Annotated in this window: 19 protein-coding genes; 11 read left to right on the top strand and 8 right to left on the bottom strand. The window is 44.4% G+C overall.

What is annotated here, in order from left to right; genetic code table 11:
* Positions 1-233: 233 nt before the first annotated feature.
* The gene (gene orn / locus AB6D80_RS20955) at positions 234-779 is read right to left on the bottom strand and encodes an oligoribonuclease (RefSeq protein ID WP_012603103.1); all 546 of its coding nucleotides are present in this window, start codon (positions 777-779) and stop codon (positions 234-236) included.
* A gap of 150 nt (positions 780-929) precedes the next feature.
* Between orn and rsgA the strand changes: the two genes are divergently transcribed.
* From rsgA to AB6D80_RS20930, 5 genes are all read left to right on the top strand, one after another.
* The gene (gene rsgA, locus AB6D80_RS20950) at positions 930-1,985 is read left to right on the top strand and encodes a small ribosomal subunit biogenesis GTPase RsgA (protein WP_012603102.1); all 1,056 of its coding nucleotides are present in this window, start codon (positions 930-932) and stop codon (positions 1,983-1,985) included.
* 125 nt (positions 1,986-2,110) lie between these two features.
* Positions 2,111-3,022 (top strand): archaetidylserine decarboxylase, encoded by a 912-nt coding sequence (gene asd, locus AB6D80_RS20945; RefSeq protein ID WP_009847911.1) that lies wholly within the window; start codon positions 2,111-2,113, stop codon positions 3,020-3,022.
* Between the two features lie 319 nt (positions 3,023-3,341).
* Complete coding sequence (locus AB6D80_RS20940; RefSeq protein WP_041472727.1) at positions 3,342-4,757, top strand: DASS family sodium-coupled anion symporter; 1,416 nt, start codon at positions 3,342-3,344, stop codon at positions 4,755-4,757.
* 291 nt (positions 4,758-5,048) lie between these two features.
* Positions 5,049-6,929 (top strand): methyl-accepting chemotaxis protein, encoded by a 1,881-nt coding sequence (locus AB6D80_RS20935; RefSeq protein WP_372189486.1) that lies wholly within the window; start codon positions 5,049-5,051, stop codon positions 6,927-6,929.
* A gap of 160 nt (positions 6,930-7,089) precedes the next feature.
* Positions 7,090-7,977 carry a DMT family transporter gene (locus tag AB6D80_RS20930; RefSeq protein WP_372189484.1) on the top strand — a complete coding sequence of 296 codons (888 nt, stop codon included), beginning with the start codon at positions 7,090-7,092 and terminating at the stop codon, positions 7,975-7,977.
* Between the two features lie 58 nt (positions 7,978-8,035).
* Here AB6D80_RS20930 and epmA read toward each other — a convergent pair whose 3' ends face one another.
* Entirely contained in the window at positions 8,036-9,007 is a 972-nt protein-coding gene (gene epmA, locus AB6D80_RS20925) for an elongation factor P--(R)-beta-lysine ligase (protein ID WP_372189482.1), read from the bottom strand.
* Between the two features lie 451 nt (positions 9,008-9,458).
* On the opposite strand from epmA, the gene frdA reads away from it, so the two are divergent.
* Genes frdA through frdD form a run of 4 tightly spaced genes read left to right on the top strand, consistent with a single transcriptional unit; the run spans position 9,459 to position 12,845 of the window.
* Positions 9,459-11,282, top strand: a complete 1,824-nt coding sequence (gene frdA, locus AB6D80_RS20920) for a fumarate reductase (quinol) flavoprotein subunit (RefSeq protein WP_135385103.1) — start codon at positions 9,459-9,461, stop codon at positions 11,280-11,282.
* Positions 11,282-12,061 (top strand): succinate dehydrogenase/fumarate reductase iron-sulfur subunit, encoded by a 780-nt coding sequence (locus tag AB6D80_RS20915; RefSeq protein ID WP_135385104.1) that lies wholly within the window; start codon positions 11,282-11,284, stop codon positions 12,059-12,061. Before frdA ends, AB6D80_RS20915 begins: the two co-directional genes overlap by 1 nt.
* Position 12,062: 1 nt before the next feature.
* Complete coding sequence (gene frdC, locus AB6D80_RS20910) at positions 12,063-12,446, top strand: fumarate reductase subunit FrdC (protein ID WP_135385105.1); 384 nt, start codon at positions 12,063-12,065, stop codon at positions 12,444-12,446.
* 12 nt (positions 12,447-12,458) lie between these two features.
* On the top strand, positions 12,459-12,845 hold the full coding sequence (frdD, locus tag AB6D80_RS20905; protein WP_135385107.1) for a fumarate reductase subunit FrdD: 387 nt from the start codon (positions 12,459-12,461) through the stop codon (positions 12,843-12,845).
* A gap of 210 nt (positions 12,846-13,055) precedes the next feature.
* Here frdD and efp read toward each other — a convergent pair whose 3' ends face one another.
* Positions 13,056-13,622, bottom strand: coding sequence for an elongation factor P (gene efp / locus AB6D80_RS20900; protein ID WP_135385108.1), 567 nt, complete (start codon positions 13,620-13,622; stop codon positions 13,056-13,058).
* Between the two features lie 33 nt (positions 13,623-13,655).
* Between efp and epmB the strand changes: the two genes are divergently transcribed.
* Both epmB and AB6D80_RS20890 read left to right on the top strand, forming a co-directional pair.
* Complete coding sequence (gene epmB / locus AB6D80_RS20895) at positions 13,656-14,678, top strand: EF-P beta-lysylation protein EpmB (RefSeq protein ID WP_135385109.1); 1,023 nt, start codon at positions 13,656-13,658, stop codon at positions 14,676-14,678.
* Positions 14,679-14,860: 182 nt separating this feature from the next.
* Positions 14,861-15,349 (top strand): MgtC/SapB family protein, encoded by a 489-nt coding sequence (locus tag AB6D80_RS20890; protein WP_065680355.1) that lies wholly within the window; start codon positions 14,861-14,863, stop codon positions 15,347-15,349.
* Between the two features lie 127 nt (positions 15,350-15,476).
* On the opposite strand, the gene AB6D80_RS20885 is transcribed toward AB6D80_RS20890, so the two are convergent.
* The 5 genes from AB6D80_RS20885 to AB6D80_RS20865 all read right to left on the bottom strand — a co-directional run bounded on the left by AB6D80_RS20885 (position 15,477) and on the right by AB6D80_RS20865 (position 20,661).
* The gene (locus AB6D80_RS20885) at positions 15,477-16,910 is read right to left on the bottom strand and encodes a sensor domain-containing diguanylate cyclase (protein WP_135385301.1); all 1,434 of its coding nucleotides are present in this window, start codon (positions 16,908-16,910) and stop codon (positions 15,477-15,479) included.
* Positions 16,911-17,183: 273 nt separating this feature from the next.
* The gene (locus AB6D80_RS20880) at positions 17,184-17,741 is read right to left on the bottom strand and encodes a VC2662 family protein (RefSeq protein WP_372189478.1); all 558 of its coding nucleotides are present in this window, start codon (positions 17,739-17,741) and stop codon (positions 17,184-17,186) included.
* A 715-nt stretch (positions 17,742-18,456) separates the two neighbouring features.
* Positions 18,457-18,612, bottom strand: coding sequence for a hypothetical protein (locus AB6D80_RS20875; protein WP_372048755.1), 156 nt, complete (start codon positions 18,610-18,612; stop codon positions 18,457-18,459).
* 143 nt (positions 18,613-18,755) lie between these two features.
* Complete coding sequence (locus AB6D80_RS20870; RefSeq protein WP_372189476.1) at positions 18,756-19,955, bottom strand: hypothetical protein; 1,200 nt, start codon at positions 19,953-19,955, stop codon at positions 18,756-18,758.
* 94 nt (positions 19,956-20,049) lie between these two features.
* The gene (locus AB6D80_RS20865) at positions 20,050-20,661 is read right to left on the bottom strand and encodes a hypothetical protein (RefSeq protein ID WP_372048753.1); all 612 of its coding nucleotides are present in this window, start codon (positions 20,659-20,661) and stop codon (positions 20,050-20,052) included.
* Positions 20,662-20,964: the final 303 nt, after the last annotated feature.

Here is a 20,964-nt window from a genome sequence, read left to right as displayed (position 1 = left end):
CCGATGACCTCAACCTTGGCAAGGTTGCGCTCTACCAACTGAGCTAGTATCGCAAACTGAAAACGTCTTTCGCCGTTCAGGGCTGCGAATTATAAGAGCATTTTTTTGTGATGCAAGTCCTTAATGCAAAAATCAGCAAGTTTTTACTCAACTGCTGTAAAAGCACACATATTTGCAAAAAAAATAGCTCTTATGTCCCTGAAAAGTTAGATAAACGTGAACATTTGATCTGATTAGATGTTAATAATCGTTTTTCGATAGTACTGCAGCTCAGCAATAGACTCTCGAATATCGTCTAATGCAAGGTGGCTTCCCGACTTAGAAAAACCATCTAACACTTCAGGCTTCCAACGGCGAGTCAGCTCTTTTAGGGTGCTAACATCAACATAACGGTAGTGGAAGTACTCTTCCAGCTCTGGCATATGCTTGTATAAGAATCGGCGATCTTGACCAATGCTGTTGCCACAAATTGGTGACTTACCTTTTGGTACCCATTTTTCCAGAAACTCAATCGTTTGTTGAATGGCATCTTGCTCTGAAACTGTACTGTCTTGAATTCGTTTCACTAGGCCACTACCGGTGTGAGTCGTTGTGCACCACTCGTCCATCTTGTCCAATTCACTCTGAGGTTGGTGAATAGCCAAAACAGGTCCTTCAGCCAGGATATTAAGCTCACTATCAGTAACGATAGTAGCAATTTCAATGATTTTATGAGTTTCAGGATCAAGTCCTGTCATCTCGAGATCAACCCAAATCAGGTTCTGATCGCTAAAGGACATAAGGCGTCGCCTATTTGTTTATGTATAAAAGAGGTACTATACCCAAATAACTATACTCAAACTAGCTTTAGAGCCATCGAAATCATATGGCAGTAGCAACATCCTGTTTGAGTTCCCAATCATCAAGTTAGATGTGTTAAGTGAAAAATTGTGGCTAAAAAAAAGAAGTTAACCAAAGGTCAGGTACGTCGCGTACGTAGCAACCAGAACAAGCGACTCAAGAAAGAAGATTCTATCCAATGGGACGAGAACATGCTTGGCGGAACAAAAAGCGGACTCGTGATTACGCGCTTTGGTCAACATGCCGATATCGAAGATCTTGAAACCAACGAAGTTCACCGTTGTAACTTACGCCGTAGTATTGAGACTTTAGTTTCTGGTGACCGAGTAACTTGGCGCGCAGGGCTTGAGTCAATGGCTGGCATCTCCGGTGTTGTCGAAGCCGTTGAGCCAAGAACATCAATGCTAACTCGCCCTGACTACTATGACGGCCTCAAACCGGTTGCCGCAAACGTAGACCAAATGGTTATCGTTTCAGCTGTACTACCAGAGCTATCACTTAATATCATCGACCGCTACTTGATCGCCTCTGAAACGGTGAATATCGCCCCTTTAGTTGTACTCAATAAAGTCGACTTGCTGACAGAACAACAAATTAGCGAATACCGCGAAACACTGAAGATATACGAGAAAATCGGCTATAAAGTCATGTTTGTGAGTAAAGAGTCGGGTTACGGCATCAAAGAGTTGGAAGCTGAACTGAAAGATCGTATCAACATTTTCGTTGGTCAATCTGGCGTAGGTAAATCCAGCGTAGTGAATGCACTGATGCCAACATTGGACATTGAAGAAGGCGCAGTTTCTGAAAACTCAGGACTGGGTCAACACACCACCACAGCAGCGCGTTTGTATCACTTCCCTTCTGGTGGTGATCTTATCGATTCCCCAGGGGTACGTGAATTCGGCCTATGGCATTTAGAACCCGATGAAGTCACAGATGCTTTCATTGAATTCAAGCCATACCTAGGTGGCTGTAAGTTCCGCGACTGTAAACACAATGACGACCCAGGATGTCTTCTGCGTGAAGCCGTTGAAGACGGAAAAATTAGCCGCTTACGTTTTGCTAGCTACCATCGCATTATTGAAACAATGGCTGACAACAAAGATAACCGTCAGTACTCACGAAGCAAGAAAGCCGATCTCTAATCGCGTTTTTGTGAACAAATGTGTGCATTTACTGACAATTGGCGCGAACTTAAGTAACATCTCGCGCCCTAAACCGTCATCGACAGATTTAATTGAAAAACAATTAGCATTGGAAAATTAATACAATGGATAAGATTAAAGTTGGATTGCAGTACTGGATCCCACAACATGGCCTGACTCGTTTAGTTGGTAAACTGGCGTCTGCTAAAGCGGGTGGTTTAACGACAGCGATCATTAACTGGTTCATCAAGCAATACAAAGTGAACATGGATGAAGCGCTGCATAGCGATCCAAAACACTTTAAGACATTCAATGAATTCTTCGTACGTGAATTGAAAGAAGGCATGCGCCCTATCGCAGAAGGTGACTCTGTTATTGTTCACCCTGCTGATGCACGTGTAAGTCAGTTTGGCCCAATTACTGATGGTCAACTGATTCAAGCTAAAAACCATAACTACTCAGCACGTGAGTTGCTTGGTGGTGATGCAGACCTAGCCGATGAGTTTAAAGACGGTGAATTCGCAACGCTTTACTTGTCGCCAAGTGATTATCACCGTGTGCACATGCCATGCGACGGCACACTGCGTCAGATGATCTACGTTCCCGGAGACCTGTTCTCAGTTAACCCGTTAACGGCAGAGAACGTTCCAAACCTATTCGCACGTAACGAACGTGTGGTTTGTATCTTTGATACTGAGTTTGGCCCAATGGCACAAGTGCTGGTTGGTGCAACTATCGTAGGTAGCATCGAGCAAGTATGGGCTGGCACCATCACGCCACCTCGCGGTAACTCGGTTTACAAGTGGGATTACCCAGCACAAGGTGATAAATCTATTATCTTGAAGAAAGGCGAAGAGATGGGTCGCTTCAAGCTTGGTTCAACGGTTATCAACCTGTTCGCTAAAGATGCAATCAAGTTTGACGACACTATGCAGAATGGTGAGAAAACCGTTCTAGGCACTCCTTTCGCGCACATTGCGGGTAAAGACGTTGAGACTGAAGCTGTTGATTCAGCAGAGAACACTGACCAAGCTTAACGATCTGAGTTAACTCATTTAGTTTAAAGGCGCGTTACTTTTTCTATATCAGAGAAGAACGCGCCTTTTTCTGAACTCTACCAATTCGTTTCCTACTCAAGCTCTAACAACCCAAGCTTTCAAACCTCAATCCTCCCCCCTGCCCAGCCACCTGCTGCTTCTCACTCTTGCCTCTAATTGCCCAGATGAAATATTGACCAAAAGCAAAACAACTGTCGAAACCTTAAACAACTTTTCGATTTTACAACCCGTCTCCAAGTACCAAAAATCCAGATAACTTACTCTATTTGAAGATATTTTATTCATGGGGTCTTTGTACATGCCTAAACTCAATATTGGCGTTCTGGTCAAGCTGTTGATTTGTTTTGCGATTCCCTTAGGCGTGTTATTCATGCCAATAGATTCCATACCTATCGATGACCTCACGCTGATTCAACACCGCTTGTTGGCGATATTCTTACTAGCAGCTCTACTGTGGGTGCTTGAACCCGTTCCAGTATTCGCCACGTCAATTCTGATCATTGCGCTTGAACTGGTGATGATTTCCGACAAGGGTTTACATCTATTTAGAAACCCACCAGCAGGACACGATCTCGGTGAATTAATCAAATATACCGACATCTTCGGTGCATTTTCGTCACCAATCATCATCCTTTTCATGGGTGGCTTTGCTCTTGCGATATCCGCATCCAAATACGAACTCGACAACAATTTAGCTCGCGTGCTGCTCAAACCATTTGGCACAGAACCGCGCTTTATTATGCTGGGTTTAATGCTTATCACCGCCGTGTTCTCAATGTTCATGTCAAATACCGCAACAACGGTAATGATGCTCGCATTGCTAGGTCCTATCGTAGCCTCTGCACCAAAAGGCGACATGGGGATTAAAGCGCTCGTGTTGTGTATTCCAATCGCCGCCAATACCGGTGGTATCGCGACACCCATAGGTACACCACCCAATGCGATCGCTCTGCAATACCTAACTGGCGAGAACAGTATCGACTTTCTTAGCTGGATGATGATGGGCTTACCCTTTGTGATCATCCAACTCACCATCGCTTGGTTTCTCCTACAAAAACTCTTCCCTTCTAAAGAAAGAAATATGGTTCTCAAGCTTGATGGACAATTTAGAAAGAGCTGGCGAGCGATTGTGGTTTACGTCACCTTCGCTGCGACAATCTTATTGTGGATGACCACCAAACTGCATGGCATGAACACTTATGTGGTCTCTATCATTCCACTGGCTGTTTTTACTCTCACTGGCATCATGGGTAAAGAAGAACTCAAGCTGATTAACTGGGATGTGTTGTGGCTGGTTGCGGGTGGTATTGCGATTGGGATTGGCTTGGATAAAACAGGCTTAGCCGCTGCACTCGCACACGCGATTGATTATGAATCGCTCTCGCCGACTGCAGTGGTACTAACGCTGTCTATCGTGTGTTGGCTAATGGCTAATTTCATGTCAAATACAGCTACCGCAAACTTGCTGATGCCGATAGCAGCTGCGATTGGCGCTTCTATGGAAAGCCTAGTAGCAATTGGAGGCTTACAAGGCTTGCTGGTTGTGGTAGCCTTCTCGGCATCGCTCGGGATGATTCTTCCAGTATCGACGCCACCAAACTCGCTGGCTTACTCAACTGGGCTTATCGAAAGCAAAGATATGGCGAAGATGGGTATCATCTTAGGGATTGTCGGCTTACTGATGGTCTACCTCGCGCTGTTTATTATCACTTAGCACGTCAATGCCTCCCTTCCGTCCAGCTAGTAATCGTGATCTCGCTAGCTGGCGGGCTACCAGGTTTTAACTAATACGATAAATCCTGATAACAATTAACACCTTAGCAGCAACCAATTGTGATTCCACTTCACTGTTTATTAAAAATAATCATATATATATTTAAATTATGATTTTCAACACGTTTCGAACTTTAAATATAACGACACTAGACACCTAGCAGAGACACATCCGTTCGCAATCCAACGCGTCGCTGTTATTAGCCTTTTATCCAAGAAGGAGGGATAAACCTTGAGACATACTATTAAGTTCAAAATTCAGATCGCTATCGCGGTTATTATTGCCGTCGTAAGTGGCGCTCAAGCTTGGATATCTGTTAATCAGCTTACTCAAGAAACTGAAGTTGCGATCAACCAACAGGTGAAAAACGTGAGTGTTGGTACGACGAACTACATTGCCTATTGGTTATCAATCCGCAGTGATATGATGCTTGCCAATGAATCGACCATTTCAAGCAATAGCAACTCTGATCGCGAGTTATTGATCACCAAGCAAGCGGGGCAATTCTTGTCTGTTTATGCAGGATTCAGCGATGGCAATATAGCTTATGGCGACAAGGCTGAGGATTGGCCAGCAGACTACGACCCACGATCCCGCCCTTGGTATAAAGATGCAAACGCGACATCCGAACTCATCATTACCGAACCTTATCAAGATTTTGACGGCAGCATTGTCATCAGTTTCGCTAAAGCATTTAATGGTGAAAGACAGGGGGTTATCGCGGCAGACTTAACCGTAACCAGCATTATTGATACCGTACTCAATGTAAAACTCGATAATGACGGTTTTGCTTTTTTAGTCGACGGTAATAACAACATCGTCGCCTACAGTGATGAAGAGTTGAGTCAGAAACCACTGACGAATTTGAACCCTGAGCTAACGGTCGACAAAGTATCACAACTGCTCCAAAACCAAATGATCACGACGTTAACTTGGCCTGGTCAAGGCGATAAAATGGTCTACATCGCTAACGTTCCGAATACCGATTGGTCATTGGGTATTGTGATCGATAAAGAAATGGCATTTTCTGCGGTATCCGATGCCATTCAATTTATCACGCTTACCTCTTTGATTTTATACATCGTCATTTCGATTGCGAGCACGATGGTGATTAACCGCTTGCTGCACCCACTGCAAACATTGTCTGAAGCACTGACTCAGCTTGCTCAAGGCAGAGGCGACCTGACTCAGCGTATTGATATCAAGCGCATGGATGAAATTGGCAAACTTGCCGAGCTCGTGAACCAGTTCTTGAGCCAGATGCAGAGCATGCTTAAGGGCGTAATCGAGCACAGTCACGACTTAAACAACCATGCGGAAAAAGCCAATCAACTGGCTACGCAATCTTCGATTCGAGTCGAGAATCAACAAAACGACATCAACCAAATTGCGACGGCGATTCATGAAATGTCCGCCACCGCAGCTGAAGTGGCCAGCCATGCCGAATTAACCGCCTCCGCTTCTCAGGCATCCGCTACCGCTTGTAACGAAGGCCAAGAGGTTATCCAACAAAACCGCGATGCGATTACAGGCCTTGCAACTCAGGTTGAAGATGCAGCCAATGTTATTCGTGAATTAGAGAGTAATGCTCAAAGCATCAACCAGATCCTATCCACCATTCAAGGCATTGCCGAACAGACCAACCTGTTGGCATTGAATGCCGCGATTGAAGCCGCTCGTGCGGGTGAACAAGGTCGTGGATTTGCCGTTGTCGCCGATGAAGTCCGAGTGCTCAGCCAAAGAACGCATGGCTCGACCGAAGAAATCCGCGTGATGATTGATACGCTGCAGAAAAATACCGAACATGCCGTTGAAAGCATGACCACCAGCACTCAACTGGCAGAGAACAGCGTTGGCTTCGCAGAACAAGCTCATGGCAGCCTGACTAAGATCACTCAGGCAATCACTGAAATCAACGATATGGCGCTGCAAATAGCGAGTGCTGCGGAAGAGCAACGCGCGGTCAGCGAAGACATCAGCCGTAATACGCAAGGAATCAAGGATGCCTCTGATGACCTTGCACAGCAAGCTGAAAGCAGTCGCAATAGCTCAAATGAAATGAGTAGCGCTGCCGAGTCGATGCGCCAAGACGTGGAGCGCTTTAAGGTATAGCGCGACTCAAGCAAAGTAAGTGAATCACACCACCGAGCGACAGCTGACATAAACTAATAACTGAAACAAAGTAGTTCTTTCATAAGAATCACTTTGTTCTCAGTTCGGTTTGATGCATATTGATGAGCTAATTTATCCCAGACACAAGGATGTTATTCAGATGGGATTTGAATGGTTAGCTCTAGCTGCCGCTTTTCTTTGGGCCATTGCGAGCCTAATGTCAGTAAAGCCAGCCCAACACTTAGGTTCTTTCGCCTATAGCCGTTGGAGAATGGGTTGTACCGCGATCATCTTATCGAGCATGGCTTGGTTTACCGGAGGTTGGTCAACTGTCGAAGCCAATCTAATCACGCCGATGATGCTATCTGGCCTGATTGGTATATTCATTGGTGATACCGCCCTATTTGCCTGTTTGAACCGAATGGGACCGCGCCAAGCGGGTTTACTGTTCTCTTGTCACGCCGTGTTCTCGGCGATTCTTGGTTACTTCCTGTTTAGTGAAAGCATGACTTCTGTTGAGCTGATGGGCTCGGCTTTGGTGTTTAGTGGTGTATTAACTGCGATATTCTTTGGTCGTCGAGGACAAGCCAACAACCAGCTTGAAACCATCAAGGGCACCGTGTGGATTGGTGTCGCACTGGGAATCACCGCAGCGATCTGCCAAGCATTGGGTGGCATCATTGCCAAACCCGTGATGCAAACCAGTATCGACCCTGTTGCCGCTTCTGCCATTCGAATGATCACCGCTTTTGTTGCTCACTCCGCATTTCGTTTAACAGGCGCCAAACTTTCACGCTCACTTAACCCAATGAATAAGCAGATATTCGCGATTACCGCGGTTAACGGCTTTTTAGCGATGGCGGTGGGAATGACGCTGATCTTGTATGCGTTGCAGGAAGGCAATGTCGGTATGGTCGCACTGTTATCTTCGACCACACCCATCATGTTGTTACCAATACTCTGGTTGTACACCAAACAGAGGCCAAATGCCTACGCTTGGATAGGTGCCATTGTTGCCGTAGTGGGTACTGGTATCTTGGTTAGCTAGTGGCACCGGAATTCTGGTCAGTTAGCCAAACGGTAAGTAGGACTAACTGAATAGAGAGCTAAGAGCGCGGGAACGGGAAAGCCGTCACATCATCGATATGGTCGTAGCCCAGCGCCAGCATGATCAGACGGTCGATACCCAAAGCAACACCCGCACAATCTGGTAAGCCCGCTTTTAATGCCTCAATCAAGTGATGATCAATCGGTTGAGGTGATAAGCCCATCTCAATACGTTTGGTATTATCATCTTCAAAGCGCTTAAGTTGTTCTTGCGGTTTATCGAGTTCATGGAAGCCGTTTGCTAACTCAATTCCTTTGAAATACACCTCAAAGCGATCGGCGACTCGTGAATCGTTTGGATTGATCTTAGCTAACGCTGCTTGCGATGCTGGGAAGTCATACACAAACGCAGGCACCCGTTGGCCTATTTTCGCCTCGACCCCAATACTGAAAAGAAGCTGCAATAACGTATCGCGATCTTGCTCGGGGTCAGCTATGTCGCTAAGCCCTAGTTTCGCCGCAGCTTGCTTTAGCGTATCCATCGAATCTTCCAGTGGACACACACCTAACACATCAATAAAGGCTTGTTGGTAAGTCATTCGCTGTGCTGAGCCTGATTTAAGCACCTGCTGTAACAGCAAATCCATTTCATCCATCAGGTCATGATGATCAAAACCAACGCGATACCACTCCAACATAGTGAACTCAGGGTTGTGATAACGGCCATTTTCTTCGTTACGAAAAGACTTACAAATTTGGTAGATACAGCCACTGCCCGCCGCTAACAGTCGTTTCATATGAAACTCTGGGCTCGTCATAAAGAACAGTGGCTGGCCGTGCGCATAACCCGGCCCTACGAATTCAGTTTTGAAGGTATGTAAATGCACATCCGTCACCGTGGCGTGGCTCATCGCAGGCGTATCCACTTCCATCACGTTTCGCTCAACAAAGAACTGACGAATTTGATTTAGGATATCAGCACGTTGCTTTAACTGCTTAATGGTTGCGGCCGGTTGCCATGTAGAGTGCATTATTGAGTTCCATATTACTGAATTTTAGACGACGAAAATTACCACCTTTCATCGCTTTTGTAAGCTTCTATCTTTCTATTCGTGAAAGCAAAATGTTGTTTTAATGAAGCCAGAAAATTACGTTCTACAATACAATTATCAATACAGATTTCACATCAACATTGATAACAAAAATCATACTCAACAAGCCGTTAACACCCGTCCTGTGGGTTAATCGTTATCAACAATTCATTGCCGTGATTGCAGTCACATAACCTATAATTTCTATGCCTCCATATGCATTACCGACCTAAAAACCCAAATGCATCAACTTTTCGAATACCTTCCTCTCTTACACTGAACCTACCACTTAAGGCTTAGGGGCGCTAAATAGTTCCTACGATTTAGAACCTCCTAAATAGGCTTTTTATAATTACAAGCGGAATACTCCGCATCACACTGGAGAATAACTGTGAAGACAATTACCACAGATATCGCAGTCATCGGCGCAGGCGGCGCTGGTCTTCGTACAGCTATTGCTGCGGCTGAAGCTAATCCTGAACTGGAAGTAGCACTGATTTCTAAAGTTTACCCAATGCGTTCGCACACGGTAGCGGCAGAAGGCGGTTCAGCAGCGGTAATTAAAGACGAAGATAGCCTAGATAACCACTTCAACGATACTGTTGGTGGTGGCGACTGGCTATGTGAACAGGATGTTGTTGAATACTTTGTTGAAAACTCGACTCGCGAAATGATCCAAATGGAACAATGGGGCTGCCCATGGAGTCGTAAAGAAAACGGTGAAGTAAACGTACGCCGATTCGGCGGTATGAAGGTAGAGAGAACGTGGTTCGCAGCGGATAAAACCGGCTTCCACATGCTTCATACTCTGTTCCAGACTTCGATGAAGTACGACACAATCAAACGATTTGATGAGTACTTTGTGGTGGATTTGCTCGTTGAAGATGGCGAAGTACAAGGCCTAATCGCGATTCACATGTCTGAAGGTGAGCTTGTTACCATCAAAGCAAAATCTGTTGTTCTAGCAACCGGTGGCGCAGGTCGTGTTTACCACTGTAATACCAACGGCGGCATCGTAACTGGCGACGGTATGGCAATGGCTTATCGCCACGGTGTACCACTGCGTGATATGGAGTTCGTTCAATACCACCCAACAGGCCTACCGGGCACTGGCATCTTGATGACCGAAGGTTGTCGTGGTGAAGGCGGTATCATCGTCAACAAGAACGGCTACCGTTACCTGCAAGATTACGGCATGGGCCCTGAAACTCCAGTGGGCGAGCCGAAAAACAAATACATGGAACTGGGTCCTCGTGACAAAGTTTCTCAAGCATTCTGGCACGAGCAGCAGAAAGGCAACACCATCAAGCACCCACTTGGTGATGTCGTACACCTTGACCTTCGCCACCTTGGTGAAGAGTACCTGCAAGAGCGTCTTCCGTTTATCTGTGAGCTTGCAAAAGCGTACGTAAACGTAGACCCAGCAAAAGAGCCAATCCCAATTCGCCCAACCGTTCACTACACCATGGGTGGTATTGAAACTAACGGTACCTGTGAAACTCGCATCAAAGGCCTATTTGCTGTTGGTGAATGTGCTTCTGTTGGCCTACACGGTGCAAACCGCCTAGGCTCTAACTCTCTGGCTGAGTTCGTTGTCTTTGGTCGCGTAGCGGGTGAACAAGCAGTGAAACGTGCAGCTGAATTCAAAGGTTGGAACGAAGAGTCTATCGCTAAGCAAGTGAAAGCGGTTGAAGATCGCATCGCAGGTCTACTCAACCAAGAAGGCGATGAGAACTGGGCTGATATCCGTACTGAAATGGGTCACACCATGGAAGCGGGTTGTGGTATCTACCGTCAAGAAGACTTGATGCAAAAGACCATCGACAAAATCACTGAACTGAAAGCTCGTTACAAGAAGATCAGCATTAAAGACAAAGGCAAAGTGTTCAACACTGACCTACTTTACGCTATCGAAGTGGGTTACGGCCTTGAAGTTGCAGAAGCCATGGTTCACTCAGCAATCCTTCGTAAAGAGTCTCGCGGTGCACACCAACGTCTAGACGACAACTGCACAGAACGTGATGACGTGAACTTCCTGAAACACTCTCTATCTTTCTACAACGAAGATGCAGCACCAACCATCGACTACAGCGGCGTTAAGATTACCAAATCTCAACCTAAAGCTCGTCTGTACGGTGAGGCTGCAGAGAAAGCCGCTGCCGCTGAAAAAGCAGCAGAAGAGAATGCGAAGAAGAGCGAAGAGGAGCAAGTATAATGTCAGCGAATCGAATCCAAAAAATTGAAATCCTGCGTTATGATCCTGAGCACGATGCAGAACCTCACTTTCAAACCTTTGAAGTGCCATTTGATGAAACTATGTCAGTACTTGATGCGATCGGTTACATCAAAGATAACCTAGATAAAGACCTGTCTTACCGTTGGTCTTGTCGTATGGCGATTTGTGGTTCTTGCGGCATCATGGTTGATGGCGTGCCAAAACTGGCATGCAAGAGCTTCTTACGTGATTACCCGAATGGCTTCAAGATTGAGCCTTTGGCCAACTTCCCAATCGAAAAAGATTTGATTGTCGACATGACGCCGTTCATCGAACGCCTTGAAGCAATCAAACCTTACATCATTGGTAACGACCGTAAGCCAGAAGACGGCACTAACATCCAAACTCCAGAGCAAATGGCGAAGTACAAACAGTTCGCTGGCTGCATCAACTGTGGTTTGTGTTACGCAGCGTGTCCTCAGTTCGGTCTAAACCCTGAGTTCATCGGCCCTGCGGCTCTGACTCTTGCTCACCGTTACAACCTAGATAGCCGTGACAACGGTAAAGATGAGCGCATGAAGCTTATCAATGGTGAAAACGGCGCTTGGGGCTGTACGTTCGTTGGTTACTGTTCTGAAGTATGTCCGAAGAAAGTAGACCCAGCGGCTGCAGTAAACCAAGGTAAAGTTGAGTCTTCAATGGACTTCGTTATCTCGATGTTCAAGCCAGACGGTACATCAGTTAGCAAGAACCAAGCAAAAACAGCAGAGGAGGCATAGTATGAGTAATCGTAAGCCTTATGTTCGTGAGATGAAGAGAACATGGTGGAGCAACCATCCGTTCTACCGCTTCTACATGCTGCGTGAAGCGACTGTACTGCCTTTGATTCTATTCACTCTGTTCCTAACCTTCGGTTTGGGTGCACTAGTGAAAGGCCCTGAAGCGTGGGCAGGTTGGTTGAGCTTTATGGCTAACCCTATCATTGTTGGTATCAACATCGTGGCACTGCTTGGCAGCTTACTGCATGCTCAGACCTTCTTCAGCATGATGCCTCAAGTCATGCCAATCCGCCTTAAAGGCAAACTGGTAGATAAAAGAATCATCGTACTGACTCAGTGGGCAGCGGTGGCTTTTATTTCTTTAATCGTTCTTGTTGTGGTGTAGGGAGCTTTCGTTATGAACACAAATTACAAAGTGAAACCTGTTAACCACAATCCGCAACGTTCTGATGAGCCAATCTGGTGGGGCCTATTTGGCGCTGGCGGTACTTGGTTCGCGATGATCAAACCAATCACGATTCTAGTGTTAGGTATCTTAGTGCCAATGGGCATTATCGATGCGGACGCAATGAGCTACGAACGTGCGTCTGAATTTGCCACCAGCATTATCGGTGCACTGTTCATCATCGGTACGCTAGCACTGCCAATGTGGCATGCAATGCACCGTCTTCACCACGGCATGCACGACCTTAAGTTCCACGTCGGCGTTGCAGGTAAAGTGGGCTGCTACTTCTTCGCAGGCCTAATCAGCGCGTTGTCTGTTATTTTCATCTTTATGATCTAAGAGAAGATTCAGGTAACCGAGAAGCTAAGTGCTAAAAAATAAAAGCAGAACAAGATAATCTTGTTCTGCTTATTTGTTATTTTCCGCATGTCATATCTCTCTGGCTCGGCTCTTCTTTTCGTATCTCACACCTGTTTTAACTTACTATTCCCCCGATCTTGAGATACAAAAAAGGCCGCCTAAGCGACCTTTTCAGATACTTGAAGTGAATTACTTCACACGACCAACGTATTCGCCAGTACGAGTATCAACTTTAACAACTTCACCGATTGCGATGAATAGAGGTACGCGAACTACTGCGCCTGTTGCTAGAGTTGCAGGCTTACCGCCAGTACCTTGCGTGTCGCCTTTAAGACCAGGATCGGTTTCTGTTACTGCAATCTCAACAAAGTTTGGTGGAGTTACTGTGATAGGGTTATCATTCCACAACGTTAGAGTACATACGTCGTTTTCAACTAACCATTTAGCTGTATCGCCCACTGCTTTTACTTCAGCCGCGATTTGCTCGAATGTTTCGTTGTTCATGAAGTGGTAGAATTCGCCATCGCTGTATAGGTAGCCTAGTTCAACGTCAACAACGTCCGCTAGTTCTACTGTATCGCCTGACTTAAATGTTTTCTCTAACACTTTGCCTGACAGCAGTTTACGAAGTTTAACACGGTTAAACGCCTGGCCTTTACCTGGCTTAACGTATTCATTTTCGATAATTGAGCAAGGCTCGTTATCCAACATGAATTTTAAACCGCCTTTGAATTCATTGGTGCTTACTGACGCCATGATTTAATCTTCCACATCTTTGAGTTAATTTCAATGCCGCATATCATAACCCGAAAAGTCGAATCTGTTGAGCAAAACTGGCTCAAACAACTATCGAATGCGATCTCTGACCCGACAAAACTGCTTGAAGCATTGGAAATAGACCCAACACCGTGGCAAAAAGGATTCGCAGCACGTGAGCTGTTTGCACTTCGAGTTCCTCTTAGTTTTGTGGAGCGAATGGAAAAAGGCAACCCACACGACCCTTTGCTGCGACAGGTTTTACCGCTAAACGAAGAATTTGAGGTTCATCAGGGCTATTCCGCCGATCCTTTGGAAGAGCAAGACAACGCGATTCCGGGGCTACTGCACAAATACAAAAACCGTGCATTGATGATAGTAAAAGGCGGTTGTGCCATTAACTGTCGTTACTGCTTCCGTCGTCATTTTCCGTATCAAGATAACAAGGGTTCAAAGTCGGTGTGGCAAACCAGCCTCGACTATGTGGCAACTCATCCAGAGATCAACGAAGTGATCTTATCTGGCGGCGATCCACTAATGGCAAAAGACTCTGAATTAGAGAGGCTGATCCATGCTATCGAACAAATTCGACATGTGACAACCGTTCGAATTCATAGCCGACTACCGGTTGTGATTCCAGCACGTGTGACCGATGAACTGTGCCATATGCTAGCCCGAACTCGCCTCAATGTGGTGATGGTCAGCCATATTAATCATGCCAATGAAGTTAACTTAGAGCTCAAACAAGCCTTCCATAAGCTGAAGCAAGCTGGTGTGATTCTGCTTAATCAAGGCGTGATGCTTAAAGGCGTGAACAACAGCGCTAACTCATTGAAAGAGTTGAGCGAAAAGCTATTCGACGCCGGCATTTTACCTTACTATATGCATGTACTTGATAAAGTTCAGGGTGCCGCTCACTTCTATATTTCAGATGAAGAAGCAAAGATGCACTTCAAGGGTTTGATCGCTGAGGTTTCGGGCTACCTAGTACCTAAGTTAACTCGTGAAATTGGCGGCCGCAGCAGCAAAACACCACTCGACCTGCATATTGAATAACCCTATCTCGATCCTTCGTCGCCTCTTACCATCTTGAGCACCAAGAAGCGGCCAAAACACTCCCCTCTTCTCAACCAGCCACTCATCATTCATATCAATCGTTAAGGTAAAAAGTTTTTGTTCGATCGTCCGGTCTATTATTAGCATACTCGACTCTATTCTAAATTTTTAGGAGGGGTGATATGTCACAATTTATAGAACAAACTCTCAACCTTGCCCCCTTTAGCTGGGCAGGCCTTGCTGTGTGTATGCTGTGTGGTTCGTTAATCGGCATCGAAAGGCAAACACGCGGCAAACCCGTCGGGATCCGGACATCGATCCTTATCATTAGCGGTACTTACTTCTTCCTCACCATGGCGATTAGCCTATCCCCCAACACTCTCGATCAAGCTCGTGTACTTGGTCAGATAATTACGGGGGTTGGATTCCTTGGTGCTGGGGTAATGATGACATTAGATGGAAAGATTCATGGTGTCACGTCAGCGGCGATTATCTGGGTACTCGCTGCATTAGGTATGATGATCGCACTTGGCCACCTTTCGCAGTCGGTTATTATCACGCTAATGGCGCTAGTGATTCTGCTTGGTGTCGACAAAGTAGAAAACAGCTTCCAGAGCTTACGACGTGGTGTTCATCAGAAGTGGATGAGAAAAGTCCGCGTGAAGAAGTAACACCTCGTCGGAAGACATTTGGCCTTATCTGCATTTTATTCTTAGCTACTGTTTCATCTTAAGGGTCTTTTTCCTTAGATAAAAAAGAGCCTAGCAAACGACTAAGCTCTAAACTGCAGTTCACAGATTAATGTACGTGAATAGACACTTGATTCTTGCCTGCGGCCTTCGCCTTATAAAGCTGCTCATCTGATGAACGAATACTCTGGTTTTCCCACAAGTGTCCAATGCTGTCGAACTTGTACAGAGAGTAAAGCGTCGCTCCCCCAGAGACTGATATATTAATCTTGTCACCGGTCGCACATCGATAACTTTGTAAACTAATGTCATTTTGAATTCGTTCAAAGATCGATGAAAGTAATTCGGATGATTCGCCCGTAATCGCGACAACAAACTCTTCATCACCAAATCTCGCCACGATATCTTTCTGCCTAACGCTGTTCAGCATTAACTGAGCAACATGGCAAATCACCTCATCTCCTACCTTATGACCATACTGATCATTCACCACTTTGAAATCATCGATATCAAATACGCCAACACCAATAATTGGCTCCTCATTTTGGTTCAGCAACCGAGCTTCAAAACCACGCCGATTATATAAACCAGTCAATGGGTCGAGCATCGCTAAATTCTTCAATCGCTTGTGCTCTTGCTTGGTATAAAACCGCCACAACCATAGTGCTGAGATAAAGTACAAAGCTAACAAAATCAGTAATTGAACCCGCTCAAGTTCCAGCAAATGTAAGAAGTGCTCACTCTTTCCTTCTTCAATAGTCAGGTATAACTCAGTATTAATTCCATCGACGTACAAAGGTCGTGAATAGGTAAAGTCCAACAGCCCATATTTGTTTACTCCTCTTGCGCTCGTCACCTTGTATCCATGAACGGGATTCGAGACGAGATTAGAGACGTAACCATCAACACCGAGTACTCCTTTAAACTCACCATCAACATAGATACCTTTGGTTAAGGTCACTACCTTCTTCCCTGTTAGGTAGTCATCGTATTGGCCGGTATACACCACTTGATCTTGACCCTGAGCTAAGCCAAAACGAATCGTATTCACCCAATAAGGGCGACTATTGACGACTGAATCAAAGGTGTCACCTTTAATGTAACGGGCGAAATCGGAAGGCGACGATATAATAAATTTATCTTTGGAGATAAAGTAAATCGCAGAGATGGTATCAATGGTATTCGCAAAGTAAGCCATGGTGGGCGCGATAAACATGCGCCTACCTGCTTCTAAATGAAGCTCCGACTTTAGATCGCACATCTCACTTGGCCCAGAGAACATAAAATCAAATCGAGGGGCAGCTTGCTCTTCACTAATGAAGTAACACGTATCACCTTCGACCTTTTGCTCATGTGAGAATACGTAGGTATCCCCATGCAGCGGATAAAGTGCGGTAATATTATATTCAAGCGCATTAATAATCTGTGTAAGCTCCGCTAAAGAGCGTGTCACGCCTTGGTTTTCAATTCCATACTGCTTTTCTGACTCTTCCGCTGAATCAACAAGTAACAAGCTAAAAACCACTAAAAAACTGGCGGTCAGACTTAAGAAAGCCTTTTTAAAATCGACGGTATGGGGATTAATCAAAGCATATAAGTCATCGTTGAAAATTTAGCGCACATTGTACCCACAAGTGAGAACATCGCAACAAGAGTATAAAACAACATGCTTACAGTAACGTTAAAGGAGTGAGATAGCAGATGTAGAATAACGCCTAAACATAGAAGTAAAGGCGTTGATAGGTTCAATCATGGATAGCTTTAAGCCTTGGTAAGAACGTCGCTCACCAATATTGAAACCAGCGCGGCTACCGTCTTACTTAGCGAAATTCACAATTGGGAAGCACGGGAAAAAACCATTGTCAGCACAGTTGATCAAACCAATCTGTACACCTTCGATCTTGTTGGTTTTGTTGAAGATACCAACCTGAACCGTCGACACCTCTGAAAGGTTCGCAGCGCCTACATCCACCATAGTGTTCCCTTCAGAATAGTTTACGAAACTCACGTTCGCGCCTTTTACATCATTAGTAATGTTAACTGCACCTAGGTTAACACCTGTTGTTTTACCTGTGTTCCAGTTAAAGAAACCTAGTGAAGCACCTGTCATTTCTTGGTTTACTTTTGATGCACCAAAAATACCAAGGTTCACACCTGTCGTGGTTTGCGTCTCAGACATACCAACAACTGCAAGGTCGACACCTTTAAGGTCATTGGCTTGCCCGTGAAGCAGAGCCAGACGTACACCGCCAACCGCATCTGAATTCGGAGCGTTGAAACCATTGATCGTTGAAAACATAACAGGCGAAGAAGCAAATGCTGCAGGTGCCATTACCGCTGCAGATACAGCAAGTACTGAAAGTAATTTTTTCATTGGGGAGTCTCCACTGACTTATTGTTGACTTGATTAATCTATATTCAATCAAGTATTTATTGTCCTTCACTCAACAGCTATCCATGTTAAATCAATGTCATAACTGTACCATTGAATATAAGACCCAAAATCATAAAGAGCAATATTGAGCGGAGGATATCATGAGAGGCAAGAGTAACCATCGGCAGTCAGGTTTCTATAAGTAGACGATAAAGATTCCCTATCACGCTCGTGCCTCGCTGTCGGGAGTGACGATTTCAAAGCATAAAAAAACGGAGACCGAAGTCTCCGTTTTCTAAAGCTTATGTATGACTTTCTCTGTTACGAGAAAGGGGGATGATTTACATCACGCCGCCCATATCAGCCTAAGCTATTGCTTTAATAAGAAATTAAAGTAAAGCATAGCAACAATACCCTTCATTATACCCTCACCTATCATCAAATGATTGAATCATCGGCAATATATAGCTTTATGGTTACACTTAGAAGAATGGCACAATACTATTCATGCTCCATACACTCATTGGCTCCAGCAATACCTTTGATACGGAGACAAACAAACGAGCTTCTTGTTTATATTCGAGAGCCTCTCGTAGGTAGTGAGATATTGTTTGATGGCATCTTTGGTCAGAACTTCAGATTCATCCCAGTATTCACCAAATAATTCTTGGAGATCTGCGAACCAGCCGCCATCAGATTCAATTCCTGCCATCACTTATTGGCTAGAAAAAATGGCTGAACGAGTAAGGTTGGCAGACCCAAGTAGAGTTATTTTGCCACCCAAAATATCCATACCATTTTCAACATACTCAATAATTCCATGTTTAATGAAGTCATTTTTTGAGATTCGGTTCGTATACAGATCCATCATTCTTTTTCCTGAGATACGCCAAACACCATGCTATTAATAGCCTGAATATCAAATTTTTTATTGATTGGACCTTACATTAATCGGTAATCAATAACTTTCATTTTGATAAAGAGGTTTGCTCGATATAGCAATAGAGTGGCTTGCTAACTTTTGAAAAATGATAGTATTGCTCCCCACCATGAGCCTTTTTGCTTTTCATTCGTACTAACCTGCTGAGATTGATCAAACATCTGTTGTTTTAAAACATCTTCATTTTCCGCTGAATATGTCATGGCAGTTTTTGAACATTCTATATTTTCAGCTACCCGTTCAACATCTTCAATACCTTTAGCATCATTAAAACCTAGCTTGCTTCGTTCACTCTCCTCATACTCTTGAACAGTTGTTTCCGATTTAACGATTGGCTTACTCACCTCTTCAATATTTTGGCTATCAACTGTGCTGTGCGACTCAAAATCAGGGTTCACTTTTACATCAATAATTGCGATATCACACATATCTTTAATCTTGATGGAACAGTTTCCACTTTCACTACGATTCAACCATCCAAAGCAAATTATTTGGGCATCTAAAAGTTGCCAATATTTATCAACCTCCAAAGCATTCCAAAAATGATTTCGTATAGATTCATCGATAATAACTTGAACTTTTTCTGCACCAACGTGAATGAACGTTAAAGACTCATCAGTGCCTCGGATCGAACCATAAAAGAAGTACGGTATTTTTGTATTTGAAATACTATTCGCTTGAAAAAACTGTTTAATCCTCTCAACTGATTCATAGCTCCGCCCTTTAAACTTTAAGGTAAGGCCTTTCCCTTTGAGGAAGCGGGATGAGTAAAGGCAAAACTTCAGCAGTTGGACTAAATTCTTACGCGAGCTACGAATCTGTTCACTATCAATAGCATGCCTTTTGCTTGACCCCACGGCTTTTGACGAACTCTGACGAGGCCTTGTACTTTCGCAGGTTTTGCCCACTTTGGTTTCTATTTTTTCAAAAAGCGCTAATGATTCTGAATCAATTTCAATTTCATCTGTCGAGTTTTGGATTTTCTCTACGGCTTCAATGTAATGTTTTTCTTCAAGTTTTCTTCTTTTCGTAGCTCCTTCATTTGTTTTTTTGATTTCTTCACAGTGCTTTTCATGTTTCCTGCCAGGCATTAACCCAAAGCATGCCTGCTTACCATCTATAGATGATTTAGAAAACTTGGTCGGTGCATTACAGCCATAGCAGTACAACTCACCTTTCTGCTTAGTTCTTTGTGATTCAGGAAGCGTTTCATACTCATAGTAGGCGTAACACTTAACCACACCATTTTTTTGTTTGTGCCGAGAAAAGTCCAAATCTCATAACTCCTTACACATCATGTATGAACGCCATAATATTCATACAACCAAATTTAAAAGATTCATTCCAACAATGAGACACTCACGATCATTACGCTAAAGGCTCATCATATAACGCATAGATGTCTTCACCATTGTTCTGTCTCTGTATTAGCTTTTGAACGGTTTCATAAGTACCATCCTCTAAAGCATTTTGGTGCCATTCGAAAAATTGATGTACGTATTTTTCGATCGTTGGAGGTTTTACTTCAAACTCACCAGCAACTTGTTCGATTGGTGTACCTTGCTCTAGTAGCATTTTGGCTGATTGCCAACGACCTACTCTATTGGCAGTAGAAATCAGATATTTGTTTCTAGAACGAAACTCGGAAATCCTCGACTTATGCTCCAGATATTGCTCTGAGTACTTATCCAGAAATTCACTACAAGATTCACTTGAAATCAATACTTCATCAGGAAGCTCGATGTTCAATGCTTTCGCAATGGTTTTTGCATAAGACTCTTGGCGATGAGTTGGCGGCTTTTTATCATCAGGAACGAAGCTTCTCAACATATCGATGATTGATTCTGCATTGTAACTATATAGCTTAAGCTCTTCTGACTTCGCATGCTCAGAGATAATATCGTAAAGGTTGGTCGGAACTTCAAAGCTAATTCTTGCCTCACCGACCACTATCTCAGCTATTGATACATCATTACTCATTCTGATCACCTACCATTATTATTAACTAAATGTAAACATGAGACACACGTGGTAGAACTCACTGAAATTAAGAATTAATTGCCATCCTTCCTTTTAGGAGCTCATCTTAGTTGGCAGTTTTCTGGCTCCATGTTTCTTTGCCCATTTTTCAACATCGTCTCCTACCCATCTCAATGCTATCACACCAATCGTATCCGGGCTTTCATCTATCTTAGACAGCATTTTGTCACCAGCCCAGAGTGCCAATATCCCCCTCTGGCAGGATAGTTGTCACTGTTAAAATTTAACCAGTTTGGGCGATAA

This window comes from Vibrio sp. 10N.247.310.17 (assembly GCF_041466605.1).
In the GTDB taxonomy this organism is placed as follows: Bacteria; Pseudomonadota; Gammaproteobacteria; order Enterobacterales; family Vibrionaceae; genus Vibrio; species Vibrio tasmaniensis_A.
This window is presented reverse-complemented; position numbering and strand designations above follow the sequence as displayed.

Excerpts from the sequence above, each read along its gene's own strand:
- epmA (WP_372189482.1), bottom strand. The coding sequence starts at position 9,007 with ATGCACTCTACATGGCAACCGGCCGCAACCATTAAGCAGTTAAAGCAA.
- frdD (WP_135385107.1), top strand. The coding sequence starts at position 12,459 with ATGAACACAAATTACAAAGTGAAACCTGTTAACCACAATCCGCAACGT.
- orn (WP_012603103.1), bottom strand. The coding sequence starts at position 779 with ATGTCCTTTAGCGATCAGAACCTGATTTGGGTTGATCTCGAGATGACA.
- AB6D80_RS20890 (WP_065680355.1), top strand. The coding sequence starts at position 14,861 with ATGTCACAATTTATAGAACAAACTCTCAACCTTGCCCCCTTTAGCTGG.
- epmB (WP_135385109.1), top strand. The coding sequence starts at position 13,656 with ATGCCGCATATCATAACCCGAAAAGTCGAATCTGTTGAGCAAAACTGG.
- efp (WP_135385108.1), bottom strand. The coding sequence starts at position 13,622 with ATGGCGTCAGTAAGCACCAATGAATTCAAAGGCGGTTTAAAATTCATG.
- frdC (WP_135385105.1), top strand. The coding sequence starts at position 12,063 with ATGAGTAATCGTAAGCCTTATGTTCGTGAGATGAAGAGAACATGGTGG.
- AB6D80_RS20940 (WP_041472727.1), top strand. The coding sequence starts at position 3,342 with ATGCCTAAACTCAATATTGGCGTTCTGGTCAAGCTGTTGATTTGTTTT.
- AB6D80_RS20930 (WP_372189484.1), top strand. The coding sequence starts at position 7,090 with ATGGGATTTGAATGGTTAGCTCTAGCTGCCGCTTTTCTTTGGGCCATT.
- asd (WP_009847911.1), top strand. The coding sequence starts at position 2,111 with ATGGATAAGATTAAAGTTGGATTGCAGTACTGGATCCCACAACATGGC.
- AB6D80_RS20865 (WP_372048753.1), bottom strand. The coding sequence starts at position 20,661 with ATGAGTAATGATGTATCAATAGCTGAGATAGTGGTCGGTGAGGCAAGA.
- AB6D80_RS20875 (WP_372048755.1), bottom strand. The coding sequence starts at position 18,612 with ATGATGGATCTGTATACGAACCGAATCTCAAAAAATGACTTCATTAAA.
- AB6D80_RS20915 (WP_135385104.1), top strand. The coding sequence starts at position 11,282 with ATGTCAGCGAATCGAATCCAAAAAATTGAAATCCTGCGTTATGATCCT.
- AB6D80_RS20880 (WP_372189478.1), bottom strand. The coding sequence starts at position 17,741 with ATGAAAAAATTACTTTCAGTACTTGCTGTATCTGCAGCGGTAATGGCA.